We start from the raw sequence: 23,919 nt of genomic DNA on the forward strand, positions 1-23,919 counted from the left end.
AAGTCGGTGGGTGCAACGAGGCTGCGATCTTTTGAATTTGACTTTTGAAGGTCAATATCAAGAGATCGCAGCCCGTTGCACTCGTCAGCTCCTACGGGCCGAGTAAGTCGCAGAGTTGATATCAAAGCACTGGCACCGCTGACTGAAAGTGTGACTTGCCCAACAAATCCAAACTTAGCGATATTTAATATTTAAATAGAAAATCGTCAGACAATTTCCACCCTCGCCGCAACTAAAAACAAACTTTTCTCCCCGCACGCTTTGTTTACGGCAGTTTCCTGATACCACCAAATTGGATCGCAAAAAAACTCTTTACGACAGATTTCAAATTGTGTCAGGTTCGTTACGCCTTCATTGGGCGAGTGATAGGACGATCTCGCCAAAGATCGTCCTGTCGGACAAAAACTGTTCCATTGCTAAACAAGGAAGTGTGTTTATGTCGAAAGTTAAAACCAATGCTGTTGATTCCGCCGAACAGGCTTTCCAGCTGGCTGCATTCAGCTCGGCGTACAACCAGATCAATAGCTTCAGCCATCAGTACGACCGCGGCGGCAACCTCACGGTCAATGGCAAACCCTCGTACACCGTCGACCAGGCGGCTACCCAATTGCTGCGTGACGGCGCTGCCTACCAGGACAAGGACGGCAGCGGCAAGATCGAACTGACCTACACGTTCCTGACCTCGGCCTCGAACAGCACGATGAACAAGCACGGGATCAGCGGGTTCAGTCAGTTCAGCGCGCAACAGCAGGCGCAGGCCAAGCTCGCCATGCAGTCCTGGGCCGACGTGGCCAATGTCACCTTCACCGAGAGAGCCTCGGGCGGCGACGGGCACATGACCTTCGGTAACTACAGCGGTGGCCAGGATGGCGCTGCGGCGTTTGCCTATCTGCCGGGGACCGGCGCTGGTTATGACGGCACCTCGTGGTACTTGATCAACAGCGGTTACACGCAGAACAAGAACCCGGATCTGAACAACTACGGTCGTCAGACCCTGACCCACGAAATCGGCCATACCCTTGGCCTTGCGCACCCTGGCGACTACAACGCCGGCAACGGCAACCCGACCTACAACGATGCGACTTATGGCCAAGACACCCGTGGCTACAGCGTCATGAGTTACTGGAGCGAGAGCAACACCAACCAGAACTTCAGCAAGGGCGGCGTCGAAGCCTACTCGTCAGGCCCGCTGATGGATGACATCGCCGCGATCCAGAAGCTCTACGGCGCCAACACCAGCACCCGCACTGGTGATACCACCTACGGCTTCAATTCCAATGCCGGCCGTGATTTCCTCAGCGCATCGTCGTCGAGCGACAAAGTGGTGTTCTCGGTGTGGGATGCCGGCGGCAAGGACACTCTCGACTTCTCCGGTTTCACCCAAAACCAGAAGATCAACCTCAATGACGCTTCGTTCTCTGATGTGGGCGGCCTGGTCGGCAACGTGTCGATTGCCAAGGGCGCGATCATCGAGAACGCGATTGGTGGTTCGGGCAGCGATCTGTTGATCGGCAACAGCGTGGCCAACGAACTGAAGGGCGGTGCCGGCAACGACATCCTGTACGGCGCTGGTGGTGCTGACAAACTGTGGGGCGGTTCTGGTTCGGACACTTTCGTGTTCGCCGCCAGCTCGGATTCCAAGCCGGGTGCGATCGATCAGATCCTCGATTTCGTCAGCGGTCTGGACAAGATCGACCTGACCGGTATCACCAGCGGCGCGGGCCTGCACTTCGTCAACAGCTTCACCGGTTCGGCCGGCGATGCCGTGCTGACCTCGTCGGGCGGCAACAGCCTGTTGTCGGTGGATTTCTCCGGGCATGGCGTGGCTGACTTTATTGTCAGCACCGTGGGCCAGGCTGCGACCAGCGACATCGTCGCGTGATGTGAAGGGAAAGCGGCGCCCTGGCGTCGCTTTCTTCACTTGCATCGATAGCTGCTGTACGCAACGCTACAGGCTGGAGCGAAATTTCCCATGACCTACAGAGCTTTTACCTACACGGCATCGGCGTGGCTTTCAGCGGCGCTCGTTACGATTTCAGGAGCAACAGCGATGGCAAGCAGCCTCAGACTTGAAGAACCTTCCGTGTTTGCCGGAAAGTGGCAGGCAACACTGTCCAGCACAGTCGATGACCTGCGAGCGCAAAAGCTCCAGGACAAGCCTTCGAATACTTGTAGCGTCGAACTGCTCGCCAACAAGACCGTTGGCCAGGGCGCAGACTGTCTGGGTGCTTGGCTCGAGCAAGCTCCGATCGGCTGGTTTCCTGATCCTGACGGCTTGTCGATCACCGGTAACGAAGGCTCAAGAATCCAGTTTTTCAGCCGACAACGTGACGGGTTATATCTGGCGACTTTGAAGTCCGGGCTGATCGTCACGCTGGAACGTACGGCGCCCAATAACTGATCTGCCTTTTACAAACCAATATAGCTATAGCGATTCGTCGCATGGTTATAAGCAAGGTAAATAAAATCAACTGCGCCGCATTAATCCGCGCTAGTTGTTATGAAAGTGTAAATGGGCACCACGGAAGTGTATTCCGGGATGGTCGCTTAATTAATTGAAGTCGCGCCTCTCCAGGGCGATGAATACTGTTCAGGAAGAATCAATGAAGATGGCGAAGGCCCCAGCCACCGCTCCGTTAATCAAGGCACTGGGTGACTACAAGAGCATCTTGATCAGCGTCGGCTGTTTTACCGCGCTGATCAACGTGCTGATGCTGGTGCCGTCCATCTACATGCTGCAAGTCTATGACCGGGTGCTGTCGTCACAGAACGAAACCACCCTGGCAATGCTGTCGCTGATGGTGGTCGGCTTCTTCGCCTTTATCGGCCTGCTGGAAGTGATCCGCAGCTTTATCGTCATCCGCATCGGCAGCCAGTTGGAGCGCCGCTTCAATCTGCGCGTCTACCAAGCCGCATTCGAGCGCAATCTGTTCAAGGGCGAAGGCAACGCCGGGCAGTCGCTGGGCGACCTGACCCACATTCGCCAGTTCGTTACCGGCCCGGCGCTGTTCGCCTTCTTCGATGCGCCGTGGTTTCCGGTCTATCTGTTTGTCATCTATTTGTTCAATGTCTGGCTCGGCGTGCTGGCTACGGCGGGCGCGCTGTTGTTGATCGCTCTGGCCTGCCTCAACGAATACATGACAAAAAAGCCCCTCGGCGAAGCCGCCGGTTTTTCCCAGCAGTCCAGCCAGTTGGCCACCAGCCACTTGCACAACGCCGAAACCATTCAGGCGATGGGCATGCTCGGCTCGCTGCGCAAGCGCTGGTTCGGGGTGCATTCGCGCTTTCTCGGCTTGCAGAACCAGGCCAGCGACACCGGCGCGGTGATCAGTTCGCTGAGCAAGACCCTGCGCCTGTGCCTGCAATCCCTGGTGCTGGGCCTGGGCGCGTTGCTGGTGATCAAGGGCGACATGACTGCGGGGATGATGATCGCCGGTTCGATCCTGATGGGCCGCGTGCTGAGCCCGATCGATCAACTGATCGCCGTATGGAAGCAGTGGAGCGGGGCGAAGCTGGCTTACCGCCGTCTCGATGCGCTGTTGCAGGCGTTTCCACCCAGCGACGAGGCGATGGCACTGCCGGCACCGAAAGGCCAGATCAACTTCGAACAAGTCAGCGCCGGCCCGCCGGGGCAGCGTGCAGCCACTTTGCACATGGTCAATTTCAATCTGAGTGCTGGTGAAGTGCTGGGTGTGCTCGGCGCTTCCGGTTCCGGCAAATCGACGCTGGCTCGAGTGCTGGTCGGTGTGTGGCCGGTTCTGGGCGGCACCGTGCGCCTCGACGGCGCTGATATTCATCGCTGGAACCGCGATCAGCTTGGTCCTTACATCGGTTATCTGCCGCAAGACATCGAATTGTTCAGCGGCAGCATCGCCGAGAACATTGCGCGTTTCAGTGAAGCCGATCCGCAAAAAGTCGTAGCTGCCGCGCAACAGGCTGGCGTTCACGAAATGATCCTGCGTTTGCCGCAAGGCTACGACACGCAACTGGGCGAGGACGGCAGCGGCTTGTCCGGTGGCCAGAAGCAACGCGTGGCCCTGGCCCGTGCGCTTTACGGCACGCCGAGTCTGGTGGTGCTCGATGAACCCAATTCCAACCTCGACACCGTCGGCGAAGCCGCACTGGCCAGCGCCATCGCGCAACTCAAGGCGCAAGGCACCACGGTGATTCTGGTGACGCACCGTTCTTCGGTGCTGGCTCAGGCTGACAAATTGCTCGTGCTCAACGATGGTCGTTTGCAGGCGTTCGGCCCGAGTCAGGATGTGCTCAAGGCACTTTCCGGTCAGCAGGAACAGCAACGCGAAAAAGCCGCACAAGCACCGGGCGGGCTCAGCATGAGCCGGCAGTATCAGCCCACGACAAGGAATTCGGGTGTATGAGCAGCGCCAGCATGAACACTGAAAACGAAGCGAACATGGAACACGCCTACCTCACCGAGCGCCCGGAACGCGATGCGAAATTCTTCGCACGCCTGGGCTGGATTCTGGCCATCGTCGGCGCTGGCAGTTTCTTCACCTGGGCGGCACTGGCGCCGCTGGATCAGGGCATTCCGGTGCAGGGCACCGTGGTGGTGTCGGGCAAACGCAAGGCTGTGCAGTCGATGAGCAGCGGCGTGGTCAGCCGTATTCTGGTGCGCGAAGGCGAGATCGTGAAGCAGGGCCAGCCACTGTTCCGCCTCGATCAGACGCAGGTCGCCGCCGATGTGCAATCGCTGCAGGCGCAGTACCGCATGGCTTGGGCCAGCCTCGCGCGCTGGCAGGCCGAGCGCGACAACCTCAAACAGGTGACCTTTCCGCCTGAATTGAGCAACGACCCGGACCCGCGCCTGGCGCTGGTGCTGGAAGGCCAGCGGCAACTGTTCAGCAGCCGCCGCGAAGCGTTCTCCCGGGAGCAAGCGGCACTGCGCGCCAACATCGAAGGCGCCACTGCACAACTGGCCGGCATGCGCCGCGCCCGCAGCGACCTCAATGCCCAGGCCAGTTCCTTGCAGCAACAGTTGAGCAACCTGCAACCGCTGGCCGACAACGGCTACATCCCGCGCAACCGCTTGATGGACTACCAGCGGCAACTGTCGCAAGTGCAGCAGCAGTTGGCGGAAAACACCGGTGAAAGCGGCCGCGTGGAGCAGGGCATCCTTGAATCGCGCCTGAAGTTGCAGCAGCACGGCGAGGAATACCAGAAGGAAGTGCGCACGCAACTGGCCGATGCGCAGCTGAAAAGCGTGACGCTGTCCGAACAGCTGACCTCCGCCGGTTTCGACCTGCAACACAGCGAGATCCTCGCCACCGCCGATGGCGTGGCGGTCAACCTCGGTGTGCACACTGAAGGCGCCGTGGTGCGTCAGGGCGAAACGCTGCTGGAGATCGTTCCGCAAGGCACCACCCTGGAAGTGGAAGGGCACTTGCCGATCAACCTGATCGACAAGGTCGGCACGCATTTGCCCGTGGACATTCTGTTTACCGCGTTCAACCAGAGCAAAACCCCGCGCGTGCCCGGCGAAGTCAGCCTGATCTCCGCCGACCAGATGGTTGATGAGAAAACTGGCGTGCCGTATTACGTGTTGCGCAGCAGCGTCAGCGATCAGGCGATGGAAAAGCTCAACGGTCTGGTGATCAAGCCCGGCATGCCGGCGGAAATGTTCGTGCGCACCGGTGAGCGTTCACTCCTCAACTACCTGTTCAAACCGCTGCTTGATCGCGCCGGTTCTGCGTTGACCGAGGAATAAGGATGTTCGGCTGTATGAAAAAGCTTTGCATGCTGGGGGCCGCAATGACGCTGCTCGCGAGTCACTCGGCAGTCGCGGCCATGGGGCCGTTCGAGATTTACGAACAGGCGTTGCGCAATGATCCGGTGTTCCTTGGCGCGATCAAGGAGCGTGATGCGGGTCTGGAGAACCGTGCGATTGGCCGCGCCGGCCTGCTGCCTCGGATCGGTTACACCTACAACAAGGGCCGCAACTCGTCCAAGGCGACGTCTCTGGATGATCGTGCGCGCAATCGCACCGATGAGCGCAACTACAACAGTTACGGCTCGGCGCTCACGGTGCAGCAACCGCTGCTCGATTACGAGGCTTATGCGGCGTATCGCAAAGGTGTGGCGCAGTCGTTGTTCGCCGACGAAGCGTTTCGCGGCAAGAGTCAGGAACTGTTGGTGCGCGTGCTGGATAACTACACCAAAGCCTTGTTCGCCCAGGACCAGATCGACATCGCCCAGGCGAAGAAGAAGGCCTACGAGCAACAGTTCCAGCAGAACGAACACATGTTCAAGCAGGGCGAGGGCACGCGCACCGATATTCTCGAAGCCGAGTCGCGCTATGAGCTGGCGACTGCCGAGGAGATCGAAGCGCGCAACGAGCAGGATGCCGCTTTGCGCGAGCTGGGCGCGCTGGTGGGCGTGCCGGCGGTGGACATCGGCGATCTGGCGCCGCTTGGTCAGCAATTCCAGACCTTCACCCTGCAACCGGCCAACTTCGACACCTGGCATGAACTGGCGATCAGCAACAACCCGAACCTCGCTTCGCAGCGGCAGGCCGTGGAAGTGGCGCGCTACGAAGTCGAGCGCAACCGCGCCGGGCATCTGCCGAAAGTCAGTGCTTATGCCTCGATGCGCGACAACGAGTCCGAAAGCGGCAACACCTATAACCAGCGCTACGAAACCAACACCATCGGCCTGGAAGTCAGCGTGCCGCTGTACGCCGGCGGCGGGGTATCGGCCTCCACACGGCAGGCCAGCCACACCATGGAACAGGCTGAGTACGAACTGGATGGCAAGACCCGCGAAACCTTGATCGAACTGCGCCGCCAGTTCAGCGCCTGCCTGTCCGGGGTGAGCAAATTGCGCGCTTATCAGAAGGCCCTGAAGTCGGCCGAGGCGCTGGTGGTCTCGACCCGACAAAGCATTCTGGGCGGCGAACGCACCAATCTCGATGCGTTGAATGCCGAGCAGCAACTGTTCACCACCCGCCGCGACCTGGCCCAGGCGCGCTACGACTACCTGATGGCCTGGACCAAATTGCATTACTACGCCGGGACGCTGAATGAGCAGGATCTGGCGCGGGTGGACGAAGCATTTGTGGTCGCGCAACAGCCCTCACCCTGACCCTCTCCCAGAGGCAGAGGGGACCGCGATAGCTGCATCGACGTGAACGACCGAGCCGGACGCAGGTTTTGACATCAACACAAATCGGCTCCCTCTCCTCGGGGAGAGGGCTGGGGTGAGGGGAACGGGCGACACCGCAATTCAGCCCTGACCAAAACAACAAAAACGAGAGTGATGAACATGGACGTACGCATCAAGCCGATCTCGGTCGGTACCCTGTTGCTTGTGATTTCTGCAAACCAGGCTCAGGCCCAATACCTGGAACCCGGCCAGCCCAGCAATCCGGCCAGTTGGCGCAGTGCCGAGTTCCTGCGCGACTGGGGCCTGCAACGCATGCAGGCCGATCAAGCCTACGCAGCCGGCATCACCGGCAAGGGCGTGAAGATCGGCGCGCTCGATTCCGGTTTCGATGCCGCCCACCCGGAATTCTCCGCCGATCGCTATCACCCGGTCTCGGCCAGCGGCAGCTACGTTGATGGCTCAGCGTTCAATGTCGACGGCACGCTCAACCCCAACAACGATTCCCACGGCACTCACGTGGTCGGCACCATGGGCGCCGCCCGTGATGGCAGCGGCATGCATGGGGTGGCGTACAACGCGCAAATCTACGTCGGCAATACCAACAAGAACGACAGTTTCCTTTTCGGCCCAAGCCCTGATCCGCGTTATTTCAAAGCGGTGTACGACAGCCTCGCCGACGCCGGCGTGCGGGCGATCAATAACAGTTGGGGCAGTCAGCCGCCGGATGTCAGCTATCGCACCCTGGCCGACCTGCACGCCGCCTACGCGCAGCACTGGAACAAGGGCACCTGGCTCGACGCCGCTGCCGACGTTTCGCGGCGCGGTGTGATCAATGTCTTCAGCGCCGGCAACAGCGGTTACCCGAACGCCAGCGTGCGCTCGGCGCTGCCGTACTTTCAGCCGGATCTGGAAGGTCACTGGCTGGCGGTGTCCGGGCTCGATCAGAGCAATCAGCAGAAGTACAACCAGTGCGGCATCGCCAAATACTGGTGCATCACCACGCCGGGGGCGAAGATCGACAGCACCATTCCCGGCGGCGGTTATGCGATCAAGTCCGGCACCTCGATGGCGGCGCCGCACGCGACCGGCGCCTTGGCGCTGGTGATGGAACGCTATCCGTACATGAACAACCAGCAGGCGCTCGAAGTGCTGCTGACCACCGCCACCCAGCTCGATGGCTCGGTCACCAACGCACCGAACGAGCGCGTCGGCTGGGGCGTCGCCAATCTCGACCGGGCGATGCGCGGGCCGGGGCAATTGCTCGGTGCGTTCGACGCGAATCTGGGGGCAGGGCAGCGCGATGTCTGGAGCAATGACATCTCCGACAAGGCGCTGCTCGAGCGTCAAAAAGAAGACCTCGCCGAGCACAGCGCCTGGCAGCAAACCCTGCAGGACAAAGGCTGGCAGAACGGTCTCCCGGCCGGCGCCAGTCAGCAGGAGCAGACCGATTACGCCGTCGGCATGCTCCGTGATGCGGCAGCGGCGAACCGGGTGTACGAGGGCAGCCTGATCAAGTCCGGCGCCGGGCAATTGCTGCTCAGCGGCGCAAATACCTATCGCGGCCCGACCACGGTCAACGGTGGTCTGCTGACGGTCAACGGTTCGCTGACCTCAGCGGTCACCGTCAACAACAGCGGCACCCTCGGCGGCTCCGGACGCATCGGCGCGTTGACCGCCAACAGCGGTGGCCGGGTCGCACCGGGCAATTCCATCGGCACCTTGAACGTCGCTGGTGATGTGACATTAGCCCCGGGCTCGACGTACGCCGTTGAGCTGTCGCCTACCAGCAGCGACCGCATCGTTGCCGGCGGTACGGCAACCGTCAGCGGCGCCAGCGTCAGCCTGGCGCTGGAAAACAGCCCGACCTTGCTCAGCAGCGCCGAAGCGCAAAGCCTGCTCGGCCGCCAGTACAACATCCTGCAAGCGGCAGGCGGCGTGCAGGGACAGTTCGCTGCGGTGGTGCCGAACTACCTGTTCATCGGCGGCGCCCTCGACTACGCCGCAACCGGCATCCAGCTGAATATCCAGCGCAATGCCACAAGCTTCGCCAGCGTCGGGCAAACGCCGAACCAGCGTTCGGTGGCGGCGGCAGTCGAAGGGCTGGGCGCTGGCAATTCGGTTTACGAAAGTGTGCTTCGTGCACCGACTCAGGCCTCGGCGCAGCAAGCCTTCCAGCAACTGAGCGGCGAGATTTATCCGGCGCTGGGGACGATGCTGATCAACGACAGCCGCCAGTTGCGTGATGCGGTCGGCGAGCGGCTGCACGATGAATCGGCGACTCGCAGCAACGGCTGGATCAAAGCCCTCGGCGCCTGGGGCAGCACCGATTCCAGTCACGATACGGCCGGCTACAACACCTCGATCGGCGGCCTGCTGGCGGGCGTCGACGGCGCGCTGGACGAGCAGACCCGCATCGGTCTGGTCACCGGTTATAGCGACAGCTCCTTGAGCATGGGTTCGGGCACGCATTCCTCGGCGAAAGTCGACAGCTACCACCTCGGCGCTTACGCCGGGCACGACATCGGCGCCTGGCGCTTGAGCAGCGGTGCGGCCTACAGCTGGCATCGCGGCGATGTGAAGCGCGATCTGCAATACGACGAGGTCAGCGCCAAGCAGAAAGCCAAACTCGACGCGACCACCACCCAAGTCTTCGCCGAGGCGGCGTATCGCTTGCAGCTGCAACCGTTGGCGCTGGAACCGTTTGCCAACCTGACTTACCTGCATCTGGACACCGAGGGCTTCACCGAGAAGGGCGATGCCGCTGCCTTGAAAAGCTCTGGCGATCAGCGCGACGTGGTGTTGAGCACTCTGGGCATGCGGGCGAGCAAAACCTTCAATCTTTCCAGCCAGCAGGCGCTGGACGTCAGCGCTCGTCTCGGCTGGCAGCACAGCCTCAGCGATATCGATTCCGAGCAACATGTGCGCTTTGCCAATGGCGGCACGCCGTACGCGGTGGAGAGCTCGGCGCTGGTACGCGATGCAGCGCTGGTCGGCGTGCAGGCCAGTCTGGCCCTGAGCAAGGATGTGCGGGTCAACCTCGATTACACCGGCCAACTGGCCAGCCGCGAGAACCTGCATGGCGTGGGCTTGAGCCTGAACTGGCAGTTCTGATTGCATGTGTTTGAGCCACCGTGGCGAGGGGATTTATCCCCGCTCGACTGCGCAGCAGTCGCAAAACCTGTGTTTACGTGGGTTGGAAAAATTCCTTGGGGGGTCGCTTCGCAACCCAACGGGGATGAATCCCCTCGCCACAGCTATTGAAACAACCGGATTTTTCGCAACATCACTAAGGAAGGTCGTGGATGGATAACAACAATACCCCCGCGCAATCGGGTGGCCGCTTTGCCCTGAAAACCCTGACAGTCGCCATGCTCTGTGCCAGTGCGATGGCGCAGGCAGCGCCTTACGTGGAAAACGGCCGCAACGGCGATCCGTCGAGCTGGCGCAGCAATGAATTCAAAGCCGACTGGGGCCTGGGCGCGATCGGCGCGGATTACGCCTACGCCGCCGGCTACACCGGCAAAGGCGTGAAACTGGGCATCTTCGATCAGCCGGTCTACGCCGCGCATCCGGAGTTCTCTGGCAGTAACAAAGTCGTCACCCTGGTCACCAGCGGTATCCGCGAATACACCGACCCGTATATTCCGGTGAAAGCCGGCGACGCGTTCCGCTATGACGGTTCGCCCTCGGTCGGCTCCGATGGCAAGCTCGGCGCCCATGGCACCCACGTCGGCGGTATCGCGGCGGGCAGTCGCGACGGCGGGGTGATGCACGGCGTCGCTTTCGGGGCGCAGATCATCAGCGCCGACAACGGCGACCCGGGGCCTGAAGACGGCATCGTGCGTGGCAACGACGGCGCGGTGTACAAGGCCGGCTGGGATGCGCTGATCGCCAGCGGGGCGCGGATCATCAACAACAGCTGGGGCATCGGCATCACCGACCGCTTCGACCTCGGCGGACGCGATCCGGCGTATCCGCACTTCACCGTCAACGACGCGCAGTTGCAGTTCAACGAAATCCGCACGCTGCTCGGCACCAAACCCGGCGGCGCCTACGACGGCGCGATTGCCGCCGCACGCAGCGGCATCGTCACTATTTTTGCCGCCGGCAACGACTACAACCTGAACAACCCGGATGCCATTGCCGGCCTCGGCTACTTCGTTCCGGACATCGCGCCGAACTGGATCACCGTCGCCGCATTGCAGCAGAACCCGGACACCGCCAGCGCCAATCCGTACGTGATCAGCACGTTCTCCTCGCGCTGCGGCTACACCGCCAGTTACTGCGTGTCGGCGCCAGGCACCAAGATCTACAGCTCGATCATCGAAGGCACCAACGCCGACAACTTGACCACCGGCTACAAGAATTACAACGGCACCTCGATGGCCGCGCCACATGTGGCCGGTTCCATCGCGGTGTTGATGGAGCGCTTCCCGTATATGTCCGGCGATCAGGTCGCCAGCGTGTTGCGCACCACCGCCACCGACCTCGGCGCACCGGGCATCGACGCCTTGTACGGCTGGGGCATGATCAACCTGCGCAAGGCCATCGATGGCCCGGCGATGTTCGTCACCGAGCAGGACATTCCCGAGGAATTCCGCGTGCAGGGCGCTTACGGCTCCGGCCAGTTCGTGGCTGACTTGCCGGGCATCGGCGCGATCATCGATCAGGGCAAACCGACCGAGCGGGTGTGCAGCGACATCACGTGCGGCCTCGACACCTGGCGCAACGACATCGGCGGCCACGGCGGCCTGACCAAGCAAGGCATCGGCACTTTGGTGCTGACCGGCAACAACACTTACAGCGGCCCGACCCTGGTCAACCAGGGCCGTCTGGCCATCAACGGTTCGCTGCAATCGGCGGTCACCGTCAACAATGGCGGCATCCTCGGCGGCAATGGCCGCATCGGCGCGCTGGCTGTGAACAGCGGCGGTACGGTGGCACCGGGCAATTCCATTGGCACCCTGAATGTGGCGGGGGACGTGACCTTCGCGCCGGGTTCGACCTACGCCGTAGAGCTGTCGCCAACCAGCAGCGATCAGATCGTCGCAGGCGGCAAAGCCGTCATCGACGGCGCCACGGTGAGCCTGTCGCTGGAAAACAGCCCGACCCTGCTCAGCACCGGCGAAGTGCAAAGCCTGCTCGGCACTCGCTACAACATTCTGCAAGCGGCGGGTGGCATTGAAGGGCGTTTCGGTCAGGTCTTGCCGAATTACGCCTTCCTTGGCGGCACTCTGGATTATTCGGCGGACGGCATTCAACTGGCGGTCGGGCGCAATGAGGCATCGTTCGCCAGCGTCGGTCTGACGCCGAACCAGCGCGCCGTCGGTGCGGCTGCTGAACGTCTGGGCGCGGGCAATGCGCTGTTCGAAACCCTGTTGCTGTCGCCCAACGCGGCGTCGGCGCAGCAGGCCTTTCAACAGTTGTCCGGCGAGATTCACCCGGCCATCGGCACGTTGCTGATCAACGACAGCCGTTACCTTCGCGAAGCCGTCGGCGAACGCCTGCGTGAGCGTGATCTGTTCAATGCCGATGCGCCGACTGACGATCGCAGCAACGTCTGGGTCAAGGTTCTCGGCTCGTGGGGCGAGAGTGATGGCGGGCACGACAATGCCGATTCCAACAGCTCCATCGGCGGGCTGCTGGCTGGCGTCGACGGTCTGATTGCTGAAGATACCCGTCTCGGTTTCGTCACCGGTTACAGCGACAGCTCGTTGAGCATGGGCAGCGGCACGCATTCGTCGGCCTCGGTCGACAGCTACCACTTGGGTGCGTATCTGGGCCATGAAATCGACGCGTTGCGCCTGACGGTCGGCGGCGCCTACAGCTGGCATCGCATCGATGTGAAGCGTGATCTGCAGTTCGGCGACGTCAGCGGCAAACAGAAAACCAAGCGTGACGCGACCACCGCGCAACTGTTCACCGAGGCCGCATATGATCTGGGCCTGCAACCGATGAACCTGGAGCCGTTCGCCAATCTGTCCTACGTGCACCTCAACACCGACAGCTTCACCGAGAAAGGTGACGCGGCCGCGCTCAAGGGTGGTGAAGACAACCGCGACGTGGTGCTGTCGACCCTCGGCGTGCGCGCCAAGCGCAGTTTTGCCGTGTCGGACAAGCATCAGCTGGAACTGGGCGCCAGCCTCGGCTGGCAGCACAACCTGAGCAGCGTCGATGCCGACAGCCATCTGGCCTTCGCCAACGGCAACAGCGCGTTCACCGTGCAGAGCGTGTCGATGGATCGTGACGCTGCCGTGGTCGGCGTGCGCGCCGGGCTGGCGCTCAATCGCGACGTGCGGGTCAACCTCGACTACAACGGCCTGATCGGCTCGAACGAGAAAGATCACGGCGTCGGTCTGACCCTCGACTGGCAGTTCTGAGGCGTAACCGGCAGCGCTTCGCGGGCTGCCGGTTTTTCAAGGAAAAGGAGCGCTGCACATGGGATTGTTCGATTACAAAAATGCCGACGGCAAGGGGCTTTACAGTGATGCCATCGCACTGACGCTCTATGCCTACACGCCCACCGGCAAACCATTGCCGGCCACCGCGTGGGCACCGGTCACGGCGACGGCGCTGGGCTATCAGGGCAAGGTCGGCGCGCAAGGCACGTTCTTCGGTGAACAGGACGGCTTCACCAGCGCCGAGGCCGAAGTGCTCGGCAAGTACGACGCTGCGGGCCAACTGATCGGCCTCGGCATTGCCTTTCGCGGCACCGGTGGGCTGGGTTACAGCGACACTTTCGGCGATCTGAAAAACAATCTGCTGGCAGCGGTCGGGCCGTCGGATTACGCCAGCAACTACGCGAAAAACGCCTTCGACAATCTGCTCAAGGCCGTCGCCGCTTTCGCGATCGCCAACGGTATTGCCGCCAAGGATGTGTTGATCAGCGGCCATAGCCTCGGCGGGCTTGGGGTTAATAGCGTCGCCGAGTTGAGCGCGGACAACTGGGGAGGCTTTTACAAGGATGCCAATTACATCGCCTTCGCCTCGCCGACCCAGAGTTCCGGCAGCCAGGTGCTCAATATCGGTTTCGAAAACGATCCGGTGTTCCGTGTGCTAGATGGCACCACGTTCAGCACGGCGTCGATGGGCAAGCACGACAAGCCCCACGAATCGACCACCGACAACCTCGTCAACTTCACCGATAACTACGCCTCCACGGCGCAAAACCTGGTGCCGTTCAGCATCGCCAATCCGCTGAACTGGTCGGCGCACAGTTCACTGGGCTACGCCGATGGCTTGAATCGGGTGATCGATTCGGCGTTCTACAACCTGACCGAGCGCGACTCGACGATCATCATCGCCAATCTCGACGAGGCATCGCGGAGCAAGACCTGGGTCGAGGACCTGGGCCGCAGCGGCGAGCCGCACAACGGCAGCACCTTCATCATCGGCACGCAGAGCAGCGACTGGCTCAAGGGCGGCGCGGGTAACGACTTTATTGAAGGACTGGACGGCGATGATCGTTTCCGCGATGACGGCGGTTACAACGTCATTTTTGGCGGCCAGGGCCATAACACCTTCGAACTGCAAAAGCCGCTGCAGAACTTCAGCTTCGCCAACGACGGCGACGGCACGCTGTACGTGCGCGACGCCTACGGCGGCGTCAGCCTGACCCGCGACATCGGCGCGCTGGTCAGTAAAGAGGCCGGTTCGTGGTGGGGCAGCAAGGAGATCACTTGGGGTGTCACCGCCAAGGGTTTGAGCAATGGCAGCGAACTGACCCAGTACAACCATTCGCTCAGCGGTGATGGTTATGGCAATGCCTTGCATGCCACGGCCGATGGCGACTGGCTGTTCGGCCTTGGTGGCGATGATCAACTGATCAGCGACAAGTCGCAGGTGACTTTCGTGGGTGGCGCCGGCAACGACGTGATGACGGCGGTGGGTGGCCACAACACCTTCCTGTTCAGCGGCGCGTTCGGTTTCGATGCGATCAATGGTTATCAGGGCAGCGACAAACTGCTGTTCATGGGCGTCGAGGGCGCAGGGCAGGGTTATGACTACAAGCAGCATGCCGCGCAGTCTGGTTCCGACACCGTGCTGAAGATTGGCGATTTTGCCGTGACGCTGATTGGCGTCGGCGTGGCTAACCTGACGGACTCGAGTTTCGTCTTCGCCTGATTCCGAAGTTGCAGGAGATCTCATTGTGGGAGCAAGCCTGCTCGCGAATGCGCTGGTTCAGGCGATTGTGATGTTGAATGTGCTGCCGCCTTCGCGAGCAGGCTCGCTCCCACAGGTACGGCGTACACGTGATCGTTCCCACGCGCCGCAAAGGAATGCAGCCGGGCACGCTCTGCGTCCCACAAGATCGCAGCCTTCGGCAGTTCCTACAGAGGCTGTGCAAGATGTAACGAATGCTCCGGAGCCTCGCGCTCTGGCTGTGAGCTATCTCTGACAATTCCAACAACAAGAGAGGCAATGGCAATGGGTGTATACGACTACAAGAACTTCGGCACAGCCGATTCCGCGGCGCTGTTCAGCGATGCCATGGCGATCACGCTGTATTCCTATCACAACCTCGATAACGGTTTCGCCGCAGGCTACCAGCACAACGGCTTCGGCCTGGGTCTGCCGGCGACGCTGGTTACCGCGCTGATTGGCGGCACCGATTCGCAAGGGGTGATCCCCGGTATCCCGTGGAATCCCGATTCGGAAAAACTCGCCCTCGAGGCCGTGCAAAAGGCCGGCTGGACGCCGATCAGCGCGGCGCAATTGGGCTACGACGGCAAGACCGACGCACGCGGGACATTCTTCGGCGAGAAGGCCGGCTACACCAGCGCGCAGGTGGAAATCCTCGGCAAGTACGACGCTCAGGGTCACCTCACTGAACTGGGGATCGCCTTTCGCGGCACCAGCGGCCCGCGCGAAATCCTCATCGGTGATTCGATTGGCGACGTGATCAACGATCTGCTCGCGGCGTTCGGCCCGGCAGATTACGCAAAGAACTATGTCGGCGAAGCCTTCGGCAATCTGCTCAACGATGTCGTCGCATTCGCCCGGGCCAACGGCCTCAGCGGCAAGGACGTGCTGGTCAGCGGCCACAGCCTGGGCGGTCTGGCGGTGAACAGCATGGCTGACTTGAGCGCTGGCAAGTGGGGCGGCTTCTTCGCCGACGCCAACTACATCGCTTACGCCTCGCCGACGCAAAGCAGCGGCGACAAGGTGCTGAATATCGGTTACGAAAACGACCCGGTGTTTCGCGCCCTCGACGGCTCGACTTTCAGCAGCGCTTCAGTGGGCGTGCACGACGCGCCGCATGCCTCGACCACCGATAATATCGTCAGCTTCAACGACCACTACGCCTCGAACGCCTGGAACGTGCTGCCGTATTCGATCCTGAATATCCCGACGTGGATTTCGCACCTGCCCACTGGCTACGGCGACGGCATGACCCGCGTGCTGGAATCGAAGTTCTACGACCTGACCAGCCGCGACTCGACGATCATCGTCGCCAACCTGTCCGAGCCGGCGCGGGCCAACACGTGGGTGCAGGACCTCAACCGCAACGCCGAAACTCACAAGGGCAGCACGTTTATTATTGGCAGTGACGGCAACGACCTGATCCAGGGCGGCAGCGGCAATGACTATTTGGAAGGCCGCGCCGGCAATGACAGCTTCCGTGACAGCGGCGGCTACAACATCATTCTGGGCGGGCAGGGCAGCAACACCCTCGACTTGCAGCAGACGGTGAAGAACTTCGATTTCGCCAACGACGGCGCTGGCAACCTGTACATCCGCGATGCCAACGGCGGGATCAGCGTCACCCGTGACATTGGCAGCATTGTCAGCAAAGAGCCGGGTTTTCTCTGGGGCGTGTTCAAGGACGACGTGCTGCACAGCGTCACGGCCACGGGGTTGAAAGTCGGCAGTAACCTCACCGCTTATGAATCGAGCGTAAAAGGCACGGCCAGTGCTGACATGCTCAAGGCGCATGCCAGCGGTGACTGGCTGTTTGGCCTGGAGGGCAATGATCATTTGCTCGGCGGTGCGGGCAATGACGTGTTTGTCGGTGGTGCTGGCAATGACCTGCTGGAATCGGGCGGCGGGGCGGATACGTTTCTGTTCAATGGCGCGTTTGGCCAGGATCGTGTGGTTGGCTATACGGCCGATGACAAACTGGTGTTTCTTGGCGTGCAGGGCGTGTTGCCGGGGGATGATTTCCGTGCCCATGCGTCGGCGGTCGGGCAGGATACTGTGCTGACGTTTGGTGGGGATTCGGTGACGTTGGTAGGGGTGGCGCTTGGCAGCCTCAACAGCGACGGGATCGTGATTGCCTGATGGTTACGCGGCGCCAGTAATGGCGCCATCGCTGGCAAGCCAGCTCCCACAGAGTCTGAGTCGTACATCCACTCTGTGAACGACACAAGACCTGTGGGAGCGGGCTTGCCCGCGATTGAAGGATAACGCGGTAATTATCGGATCAGTCTTCCTTGCGCACGGTCGCGACTTCATCGGCGCGAACCTTGACCTTGGCGCCGGAAATGTCCTCGAATTCGTAGAAACCGTCTTCGGTCTCGGTCTTTGGCATGTCCTCGGTCAGGTACTGGGTGCCGTTCTGCAACGTCACCACGGTCTGGGTCGAACAGCCGCCCAGCGCCAACAGGGCGGCGACCGCTACAGGAATGCCCAGCATCTTGATTTTCATACCCACCTCTGACTCCTTGCTTGAATGTGATTGCGGGCATTGTCGGCCCTGTAACGCGGTTGGTGCCAGCAGCGGCGGAAAAGTTCGATGGCGGCGCGAAAAAATGCCATTGATCTTTTTCCGTTTGCGCCGGGCGGGGCTGAGCTGTTATCTGTACGCATAACCAGTGTTCGCTTGCCGTGGCTTTGAATTCCCGTGACCTCCAACCCTCTCGACGATCCGTTCTATTACCTCAAAAACTTCCGGCAAGTGCTTGATTGGCTTGGGCTTCGCTATGCCGATGTGATGAGCACAAGCGAGCACGGCTTCATTCGCGACTTCAACACGCTGCCGCAAGCCTCGCAGGGATTGTTGGTACGCATGGTCATGCGCAAGGGCATTCACTTTCGCGCGAGCAAACTCAACTATCTGGAAATCGGCGACATTGCCGAGGCGGCGCGGCCGTTGCTCGATCACGGCTGGCTCGACGAACACGCTGCGCTGACCTTGGCAGAGTTGTTCGATGTCTTGCTCAAGGCCGAGCTCCTGCAAGCGTTCGGCACCTTTATAGAACAGCCGAAAGGGCGCAAGGACGAGTGGCTGCCGGTGCTGGCCGAACAGTTCAGCGAGGCGCAGCCCCTGCGTGTCTGGGCGCCGCAACTGGCTGATCGGCTGTTCAGCCTGACCCTGATGGACCTGTGCGATCGCCTGCGGTTGATGTTCTTCGGCAATCTGTATCAGGACTGGTCGGAGTTCGTCCTGGCCGACTTGGGCATCTTCACTTATGAAAAAGTCGAGTTCTGTGCCGATTCCCGAGGTCTGCGCAGTCGCGAAGACGTCGACGCCTGCCTGTTCCTGCATCAGTGCCAACTGCGTTTCGAGGCCGGCGAACCGCTGGACGAGATCGTCGAGCAGATCAACGCCGTGCAATTCGACAACCCGTGGCTGCGCCGCCGGCAAGCCAAGGCGTTGTTCCAGATCGGCCAGTACGCCGAGCGCATCGGCGACTTTGCCCTGGCCCTGACTGTTTACCGCGACTGCGCTTATCCGGGCGCACGGCTGCGCATGATCCGTGTGCTCGAACGCTGCGGCGAATACGCGCTGGCGCTGGAGCTCGGCACGCTGGCTGAACAGGCACCGCAAAGCGCGGCCGAGCAACAAGGTTTGCAACGCATCGTCCCGCGTCTGCGGCGTAAACTCGGTGGCCCGCCGCTCAAGCGCGCCAAGGCCAGAGAGGTCGAGCGCCTCGACTTGCACCTGCCGCGCACCGATCCGGCGCGGTCGGTGGAATTTCACGTACAAGCGCACTTGCACGCCGATGACGGCCCGGTGCATTACGTCGAGAACAGCCTGATCAACTCGCTGTTCGGCCTGTTGTGCTGGCCGGCGATCTTCGCGCCGTTGCCGGGTGCGTTCTTTCACCCGTTCCAGCGCGGCCCGGTGGATCTGCTCAGCGAAGACTTCCTCGAGCGCCGCGCCGAACTGTTTCAGGCCTGCCTGGGCGAACTCGATGACGGCCGCTACGCCGAGACCATCCGCCAGCGCTTCGTCGACAAGTGGGGCATCCAGTCGCCATTCGTGTTCTGGGGCGCGCTCAACGAAGACTTGCTGGAACAGGCGCTGGCCTGTCTGCCCGCCGAACACCTGAAACACTGGTTCAATCGCCTGCTGCTCGACATCAAGGCCAACCGCGCCGGCATGCCGGACCTGATCCAGTTCTGGCCGCAGCACAAGACCTACCGGATGATCGAAGTCAAAGGCCCCGGCGACCGCTTGCAAGACAATCAACTGCGCTGGCTGGAGTTCTGCCACGAGCACCAGATGCCGGTGGCCGTGTGTTACGTGCAATGGGCGGAGCAGAGCGCTTGAGTTACAGCGTTGCCGTGCGTGCGCTGGGCGAGTTCACCGCCAAGACCGGCGACCTCGACCTGCGCTTCACCCCGTCACCGACCGCGCTGGAAGGCATCGTCGGCCATCGCACCGTGGCCTCGCGGCGCAGCGAGCAGTACCAGAGCGAAGTGGCGCTGCAAGGCGAATTCGGCGCACTGAAGGTCAAGGGCAGGGCGGATGGTTACGACCCGGCGCAAAACTGCCTGGAAGAAGTCAAAACCTATCGCGGCGACCTGAGCAAGCAACCGGCCAATCACCGCCAGTTGCACTGGGCGCAGGCGAAGATCTACGGCTGGTTGATGTGCCAGAAACTGCAATTGCAGCAGATCAATCTGGCGCTGGTGTATTTCGACGTCGTCAGCGAAAAGGAAACCTGCCTGGTTGAATCCCACAGCGCCGAGTCGCTTCAGGGGTTTTTCGCGCAGCAGTGCGCTTTGTTCCTGCAATGGGCCGAGCAGGAAATGGCCCACCGCGAAGCGCGCAATCTGGCCGCGCAGCAACTGGCGTTCCCGCACACGGATTTTCGTCCCGGCCAACGGCATCTGGCCGAATCAGTGTTCAAAGCCGTCAGCACCGGTCGCTGCCTGATGGCCCAGGCGCCGACCGGCATCGGCAAAACCCTTGGCACGCTGTTTCCGATGCTCAAGGCCCTGGCGCCGCAGCAACTGGACAAGGTGTTCTTTCTCACCGCCAAGACGCCGGGGCGCAAACTGGCGCTGGATGCCAGTCAGGTGTTGTTCAAGCAAGCGCCGGATCTGCCGTTGCGGGTGATGGAAATGGTCGCCCGCGACAAGGCCTGCGAACATCCGGACAAAGCCTGTCATGGCGAATCCTGCCCGCTGGCCCAGGGTTTTTATGATCGCTTGCCTGCCGCCCGCGAAGCTGCCAGCCGCATCAACCTGCTCGATCAGGCAGCGATGCGTGAAGTCGCCGCGCAGCACAGCGTGTGCCCGTATTACCTGAGTCAGGAAATGGCCCGCTGGGCGGACGTGGTGGTTGCCGACTACAACTATTACTTCGACTTCAGCGCGCTGCTGTTCGGTCTGGCCCAGCTCAATCAGTGGAAAGTCGCGGTGCTCGCCGACGAGGCGCACAACCTGGTCGAGCGCGGCCGGCAGATGTACAGCGCCAGTCTCGACCAGTTGACCCTCGGCACTGTGCGTAAAACCGCCCCCGCCGCGTTGAAAAATTCCCTGCAACGGGTCAACCGCGAATGGAACGCGCTGCATGCGCCGCAACTGGCGGCCTATCAGGCCTACGACAAGGCGCCGGACAAGCTCCTGCACGCCATCTCGCTGTGTTGCGCGGCCATTGGCGATTACCTCAACGAACATCCGCAAGGTCTCGACAGCGGCTTGCAGAACTTCTATTTCGATCTGCTGCAATTTGCCCGGGTCGCCGAGCTGTACGACGAGCACTACCTGTTCGATATCAGCAAACGCGACCTCGACCGCAAGCGTCCACTGTCACAACTGTGCCTGCGCAACGTGGTGCCGGCGGCGTTCATCGGCCCGCGCCTGACAGCGGCGCGCAGCAGTGTGCTGTTCTCGGCCACGCTGAGCCCGCGCAACTACTACGCCGACCTGCTCGGCACGCCCGCCGATACGGTGTGCATCGACGTCGAATCGCCGTTCAGCGCCGAGCAGTTGCGGGTGCACATCGTCAGTCAGATCTCCACGCGTTTTAACCATCGCCAAGCCTCGCTGGAGCCGATCGTCGAGCTGATCGCCCGTCAGTTCAGCGAGCGACCGGGCAATTATCTGGCGTTCTTCAGCAGTTTCGATTACCTGCAACAGGTCGCGACGTTATTGGCCGAGCGCCATCCGCACATCACCCAATGGCTGCAATCGCGGGGCATGGCCGAGGGCGCGCGGCAGGCGTTTCTCGACCAGTTCAGCGCCGACAGCCAGGGCGTTGGCTTTGCGGTGCTGGGCGGCGCGTTTGGCGAGGGTATCGATTTGCCCGGTGCGCGGCTGATCGGCGCGTTCATCGCCACGCTGGGGCTGGCGCAGCTCAACCCGGTCAACGAGCAGATGAAGCGGCGCATGGCCGCCATTTTCGGCGCCGGCTACGACTACACCTATCTGTACCCGGGGATGCAAAAAGTCGTACAAGCCGCCGGGCGGGTCATCCGCACCCGCGAGGATCGTGGAACGGTCATGCTGATCGACGATCGCTTTGCCGAAAGCCGCATCAAGCAGCTGTTGCCGCGCTGGTGGGCGATCAAAAGCGAACCGGCGCTTTTCAAATCGACGGATTCACGCATACTTCAGCCCATGACAGTGGCTGGTGAGTGTGATGAGTGAAAACAACAGGACCGCAGCGATCGAAGACAGTCGTTTCCGGCTGCTGATCGACGCGGTTGTCGACTATGCGATCTACATGATCGACCCCGACGGTACCATCACCAGTTGGAACTCCGGCGCCAAACGCTTCAAAGGTTATGAAGAAGCGGAAATCATCGGCGAGCACTTCTCGCGCTTCTATACCCCGGAAGACCGCGCCAACGGCATGCCGCAACGGGCGCTCGACACGGCGATTCGTGAAGGTCGCTTCGAAGGCGAGGGCTGGCGCGTGCGCAAGGACGGCACGCACTTCTGGTCGCACGTGGTGATCGACCCGATTACCGACCCCAACGGCAAGCTGCTCGGGTTCGCCAAGATCACCCGCGACCTCACCGACCGCAAAATGGCCGAGGAAACCCTCAAGCAAAGCGAACAGCAGTTCCGCCTGCTGGTGCAGGGCGTCACCGACTACGCGATCTACATGCTCAGCCCCGAAGGCTGCGTCAGCAACTGGAACCAGGGCGCGCAGCGCATCAAGGGCTATTTGCCGGAAGAGATCATCGGCCAGCATTTTTCGATTTTCTACACCCCCGAAGACCGCGAACTCGGCGAGCCGCAGCGTTCGCTGGAGATTGCCACCCGCGAAGGCCGCTTCGAGAACCGCAGCTGGCGGATGCGCAAGGACGGCACGCGGTTTCTTGCCCACGTGGTGGTCGATGCGATTCGCGGCGACACCGGCGCGTTGCTCGGCTTCGCCAAGATCACCCGCGATGTCACCGAGGCCCACGAAGCGCAGCAGGCCCTGGAAAAGACCCGCGAGGCGTTGTTCCAGGCGCAAAAGATGCAGGCGATCGGCCAACTCAGCGGCGGCATCGCCCATGACTTCAACAACCTGCTGACGGTGATTCTCGGCAACCTCGAGATCGTGCAGAAACGCATCGGCGACGCGCCGAAAATCGCCCGACTGCTGGAAAACGCCACCCAAGGCGCCTTGCGCGGTGTCTCGCTGACCCAGCGCATGCTGGCCTTCGCCCGGCGTCAGGAACTGAAGACCGAATCGGTGGATATTGCGCACTTGGTCCAGGGCATCACCGGGCTGCTGCGTAGTTCGCTGGGGCCGGGCATTCGCATCGAAACGCGCTTCCCCGACGATCTGCAGCCAGTTCTGGCCGACAGCAATCAGCTGGAACTGGCGATCCTCAATCTGGCGACCAATGCCCGCGATGCCATGCCCGAGGGCGGCACGGTGATCATTCAGGCGCAAGCCGAAGTGGTGCTGGAACAAACTCATTCGACCCTTGCGGCGGGGCGTTACGTCTGCCTGAGCCTGATCGACAGCGGCGAAGGCATGGACGAAGCCACGCTGGCCTGCGCCCGTGATCCGTTCTTCACCACCAAAGGCTTGGGCAAAGGCACCGGGCTGGGCTTGTCGATGGTGCACGGCTTCATCGAGCAGTTGGGCGGGCGCTTTATTCTGAAAAGCGAGAAGGGCCACGGCACGGCGGCCGAGCTGTGGATTCCGGTGGCGCTTGAGCGTACGGCCAGTCGCCCGGCGTACAGCAACGCAGCGCCGATCGCAGTACCGCGACTCAGCGTGCTGGTGGTCGATGATGATTCACTGGTGCTGACCAGCACCAGCCTGCTGCTGGAAGACCTCGGCCATCGCGTTATCGGCGCGACTTCCGGCGCCAAGGCGCTGGAATTGTTCGATCAGGGCGAGGTGATCGATCTGGTGATCACCGACATGGCCATGCCGCACATGAGTGGCGCGCAACTGGCCCAGGCCGTGCGCCTGCTCAAGCCGGATCTGCCGATCATTCTGGCTACCGGTTACGCCGAACGCCTCGAAGGTTTCGCCGCCGAACTGCCGCGCCTGCCGAAGCCGTTCACTCAAGTGAACCTGGTGCAGATCATCGCCCAATCGATGAAGTGACGCGCTGGTCGATCCGGCTGAACTAGTGCTGACGCGTGCCTTTCCAAAAGTCTTGTTTACTTTTG

Annotated in this window: 13 protein-coding genes; 12 read left to right on the top strand and 1 reads right to left on the bottom strand. The window is 61.5% G+C overall.

What is annotated here, in order from left to right:
- Positions 1 to 436: 436 nt before the first annotated feature.
- The 9 genes from AB4N47_RS09175 to AB4N47_RS09215 all read left to right on the top strand — a co-directional run bounded on the left by AB4N47_RS09175 (position 437) and on the right by AB4N47_RS09215 (position 17,400).
- On the top strand, positions 437 to 1,882 hold the full coding sequence (locus AB4N47_RS09175) for a serralysin family metalloprotease (protein ID WP_341637411.1): 1,446 nt from the start codon (positions 437 to 439) through the stop codon (positions 1,880 to 1,882).
- A gap of 90 nt (positions 1,883 to 1,972) precedes the next feature.
- Positions 1,973 to 2,401 (top strand): AprI/Inh family metalloprotease inhibitor, encoded by a 429-nt coding sequence (locus AB4N47_RS09180; protein WP_163012695.1) that lies wholly within the window; start codon positions 1,973 to 1,975, stop codon positions 2,399 to 2,401.
- Between the two features lie 202 nt (positions 2,402 to 2,603).
- Complete coding sequence (locus AB4N47_RS09185; protein WP_341637412.1) at positions 2,604 to 4,379, top strand: type I secretion system permease/ATPase; 1,776 nt, start codon at positions 2,604 to 2,606, stop codon at positions 4,377 to 4,379.
- The gene (locus AB4N47_RS09190; protein ID WP_122611323.1) at positions 4,376 to 5,725 is read left to right on the top strand and encodes an HlyD family type I secretion periplasmic adaptor subunit; all 1,350 of its coding nucleotides are present in this window, start codon (positions 4,376 to 4,378) and stop codon (positions 5,723 to 5,725) included. Before AB4N47_RS09185 ends, AB4N47_RS09190 begins: the two co-directional genes overlap by 4 nt.
- 2 nt (positions 5,726 to 5,727) lie before the next feature.
- Positions 5,728 to 7,098 carry a TolC family outer membrane protein gene (locus AB4N47_RS09195; RefSeq protein WP_341637413.1) on the top strand — a complete coding sequence of 457 codons (1,371 nt, stop codon included), beginning with the start codon at positions 5,728 to 5,730 and terminating at the stop codon, positions 7,096 to 7,098.
- 180 nt (positions 7,099 to 7,278) lie between these two features.
- The gene (eprS, locus tag AB4N47_RS09200; RefSeq protein ID WP_341637414.1) at positions 7,279 to 10,230 is read left to right on the top strand and encodes an autotransporter serine peptidase EprS; all 2,952 of its coding nucleotides are present in this window, start codon (positions 7,279 to 7,281) and stop codon (positions 10,228 to 10,230) included.
- A gap of 191 nt (positions 10,231 to 10,421) precedes the next feature.
- Positions 10,422 to 13,499, top strand: coding sequence for an autotransporter domain-containing protein (locus AB4N47_RS09205; RefSeq protein WP_341637415.1), 3,078 nt, complete (start codon positions 10,422 to 10,424; stop codon positions 13,497 to 13,499).
- Between the two features lie 58 nt (positions 13,500 to 13,557).
- Positions 13,558 to 15,243 carry a polyurethane esterase gene (locus AB4N47_RS09210; RefSeq protein ID WP_341637416.1) on the top strand — a complete coding sequence of 562 codons (1,686 nt, stop codon included), beginning with the start codon at positions 13,558 to 13,560 and terminating at the stop codon, positions 15,241 to 15,243.
- Positions 15,244 to 15,546: 303 nt separating this feature from the next.
- Complete coding sequence (locus AB4N47_RS09215) at positions 15,547 to 17,400, top strand: polyurethane esterase (protein WP_341637546.1); 1,854 nt, start codon at positions 15,547 to 15,549, stop codon at positions 17,398 to 17,400.
- 142 nt (positions 17,401 to 17,542) lie between these two features.
- On the opposite strand, the gene AB4N47_RS09220 is transcribed toward AB4N47_RS09215, so the two are convergent.
- Positions 17,543 to 17,767, bottom strand: coding sequence for a YgdI/YgdR family lipoprotein (locus AB4N47_RS09220; protein ID WP_016774830.1), 225 nt, complete (start codon positions 17,765 to 17,767; stop codon positions 17,543 to 17,545).
- Positions 17,768 to 17,962: 195 nt separating this feature from the next.
- Here AB4N47_RS09220 and AB4N47_RS09225 point away from each other — a divergent pair, with 195 nt between their 5' ends.
- From AB4N47_RS09225 to AB4N47_RS09235, 3 genes are read left to right on the top strand one after another with little or no spacing between them, the layout of a single operon-like run.
- Entirely contained in the window at positions 17,963 to 19,615 is a 1,653-nt protein-coding gene (locus AB4N47_RS09225; RefSeq protein ID WP_341637417.1) for a VRR-NUC domain-containing protein, read from the top strand.
- The gene (locus AB4N47_RS09230; RefSeq protein ID WP_341637418.1) at positions 19,612 to 21,942 is read left to right on the top strand and encodes an ATP-dependent DNA helicase; all 2,331 of its coding nucleotides are present in this window, start codon (positions 19,612 to 19,614) and stop codon (positions 21,940 to 21,942) included. Before AB4N47_RS09225 ends, AB4N47_RS09230 begins: the two co-directional genes overlap by 4 nt.
- The gene (locus AB4N47_RS09235) at positions 21,935 to 23,854 is read left to right on the top strand and encodes a hybrid sensor histidine kinase/response regulator (protein WP_341637419.1); all 1,920 of its coding nucleotides are present in this window, start codon (positions 21,935 to 21,937) and stop codon (positions 23,852 to 23,854) included. Before AB4N47_RS09230 ends, AB4N47_RS09235 begins: the two co-directional genes overlap by 8 nt.
- Positions 23,855 to 23,919: the final 65 nt, after the last annotated feature.

The sequence above is a fragment of the Pseudomonas sp. S3_G06 genome (assembly GCF_054667565.1).

What these genes read in the sequence shown, in the direction of transcription:
- AB4N47_RS09175 (WP_341637411.1), top strand. Translation starts at nt 437, where the DNA reads ATGTCGAAAGTTAAAACCAATGCTGTTGATTCCGCCGAACAGGCTTTC.
- AB4N47_RS09180 (WP_163012695.1), top strand. Translation starts at nt 1,973, where the DNA reads ATGACCTACAGAGCTTTTACCTACACGGCATCGGCGTGGCTTTCAGCG.
- AB4N47_RS09185 (WP_341637412.1), top strand. Translation starts at nt 2,604, where the DNA reads ATGAAGATGGCGAAGGCCCCAGCCACCGCTCCGTTAATCAAGGCACTG.
- AB4N47_RS09190 (WP_122611323.1), top strand. Translation starts at nt 4,376, where the DNA reads ATGAGCAGCGCCAGCATGAACACTGAAAACGAAGCGAACATGGAACAC.
- AB4N47_RS09195 (WP_341637413.1), top strand. Translation starts at nt 5,728, where the DNA reads ATGTTCGGCTGTATGAAAAAGCTTTGCATGCTGGGGGCCGCAATGACG.
- eprS (WP_341637414.1), top strand. Translation starts at nt 7,279, where the DNA reads ATGGACGTACGCATCAAGCCGATCTCGGTCGGTACCCTGTTGCTTGTG.
- AB4N47_RS09205 (WP_341637415.1), top strand. Translation starts at nt 10,422, where the DNA reads ATGGATAACAACAATACCCCCGCGCAATCGGGTGGCCGCTTTGCCCTG.
- AB4N47_RS09210 (WP_341637416.1), top strand. Translation starts at nt 13,558, where the DNA reads ATGGGATTGTTCGATTACAAAAATGCCGACGGCAAGGGGCTTTACAGT.
- AB4N47_RS09215 (WP_341637546.1), top strand. Translation starts at nt 15,547, where the DNA reads ATGGGTGTATACGACTACAAGAACTTCGGCACAGCCGATTCCGCGGCG.
- AB4N47_RS09220 (WP_016774830.1), bottom strand. Translation starts at nt 17,767, where the DNA reads ATGAAAATCAAGATGCTGGGCATTCCTGTAGCGGTCGCCGCCCTGTTG.
- AB4N47_RS09235 (WP_341637419.1), top strand. Translation starts at nt 21,935, where the DNA reads ATGAGTGAAAACAACAGGACCGCAGCGATCGAAGACAGTCGTTTCCGG.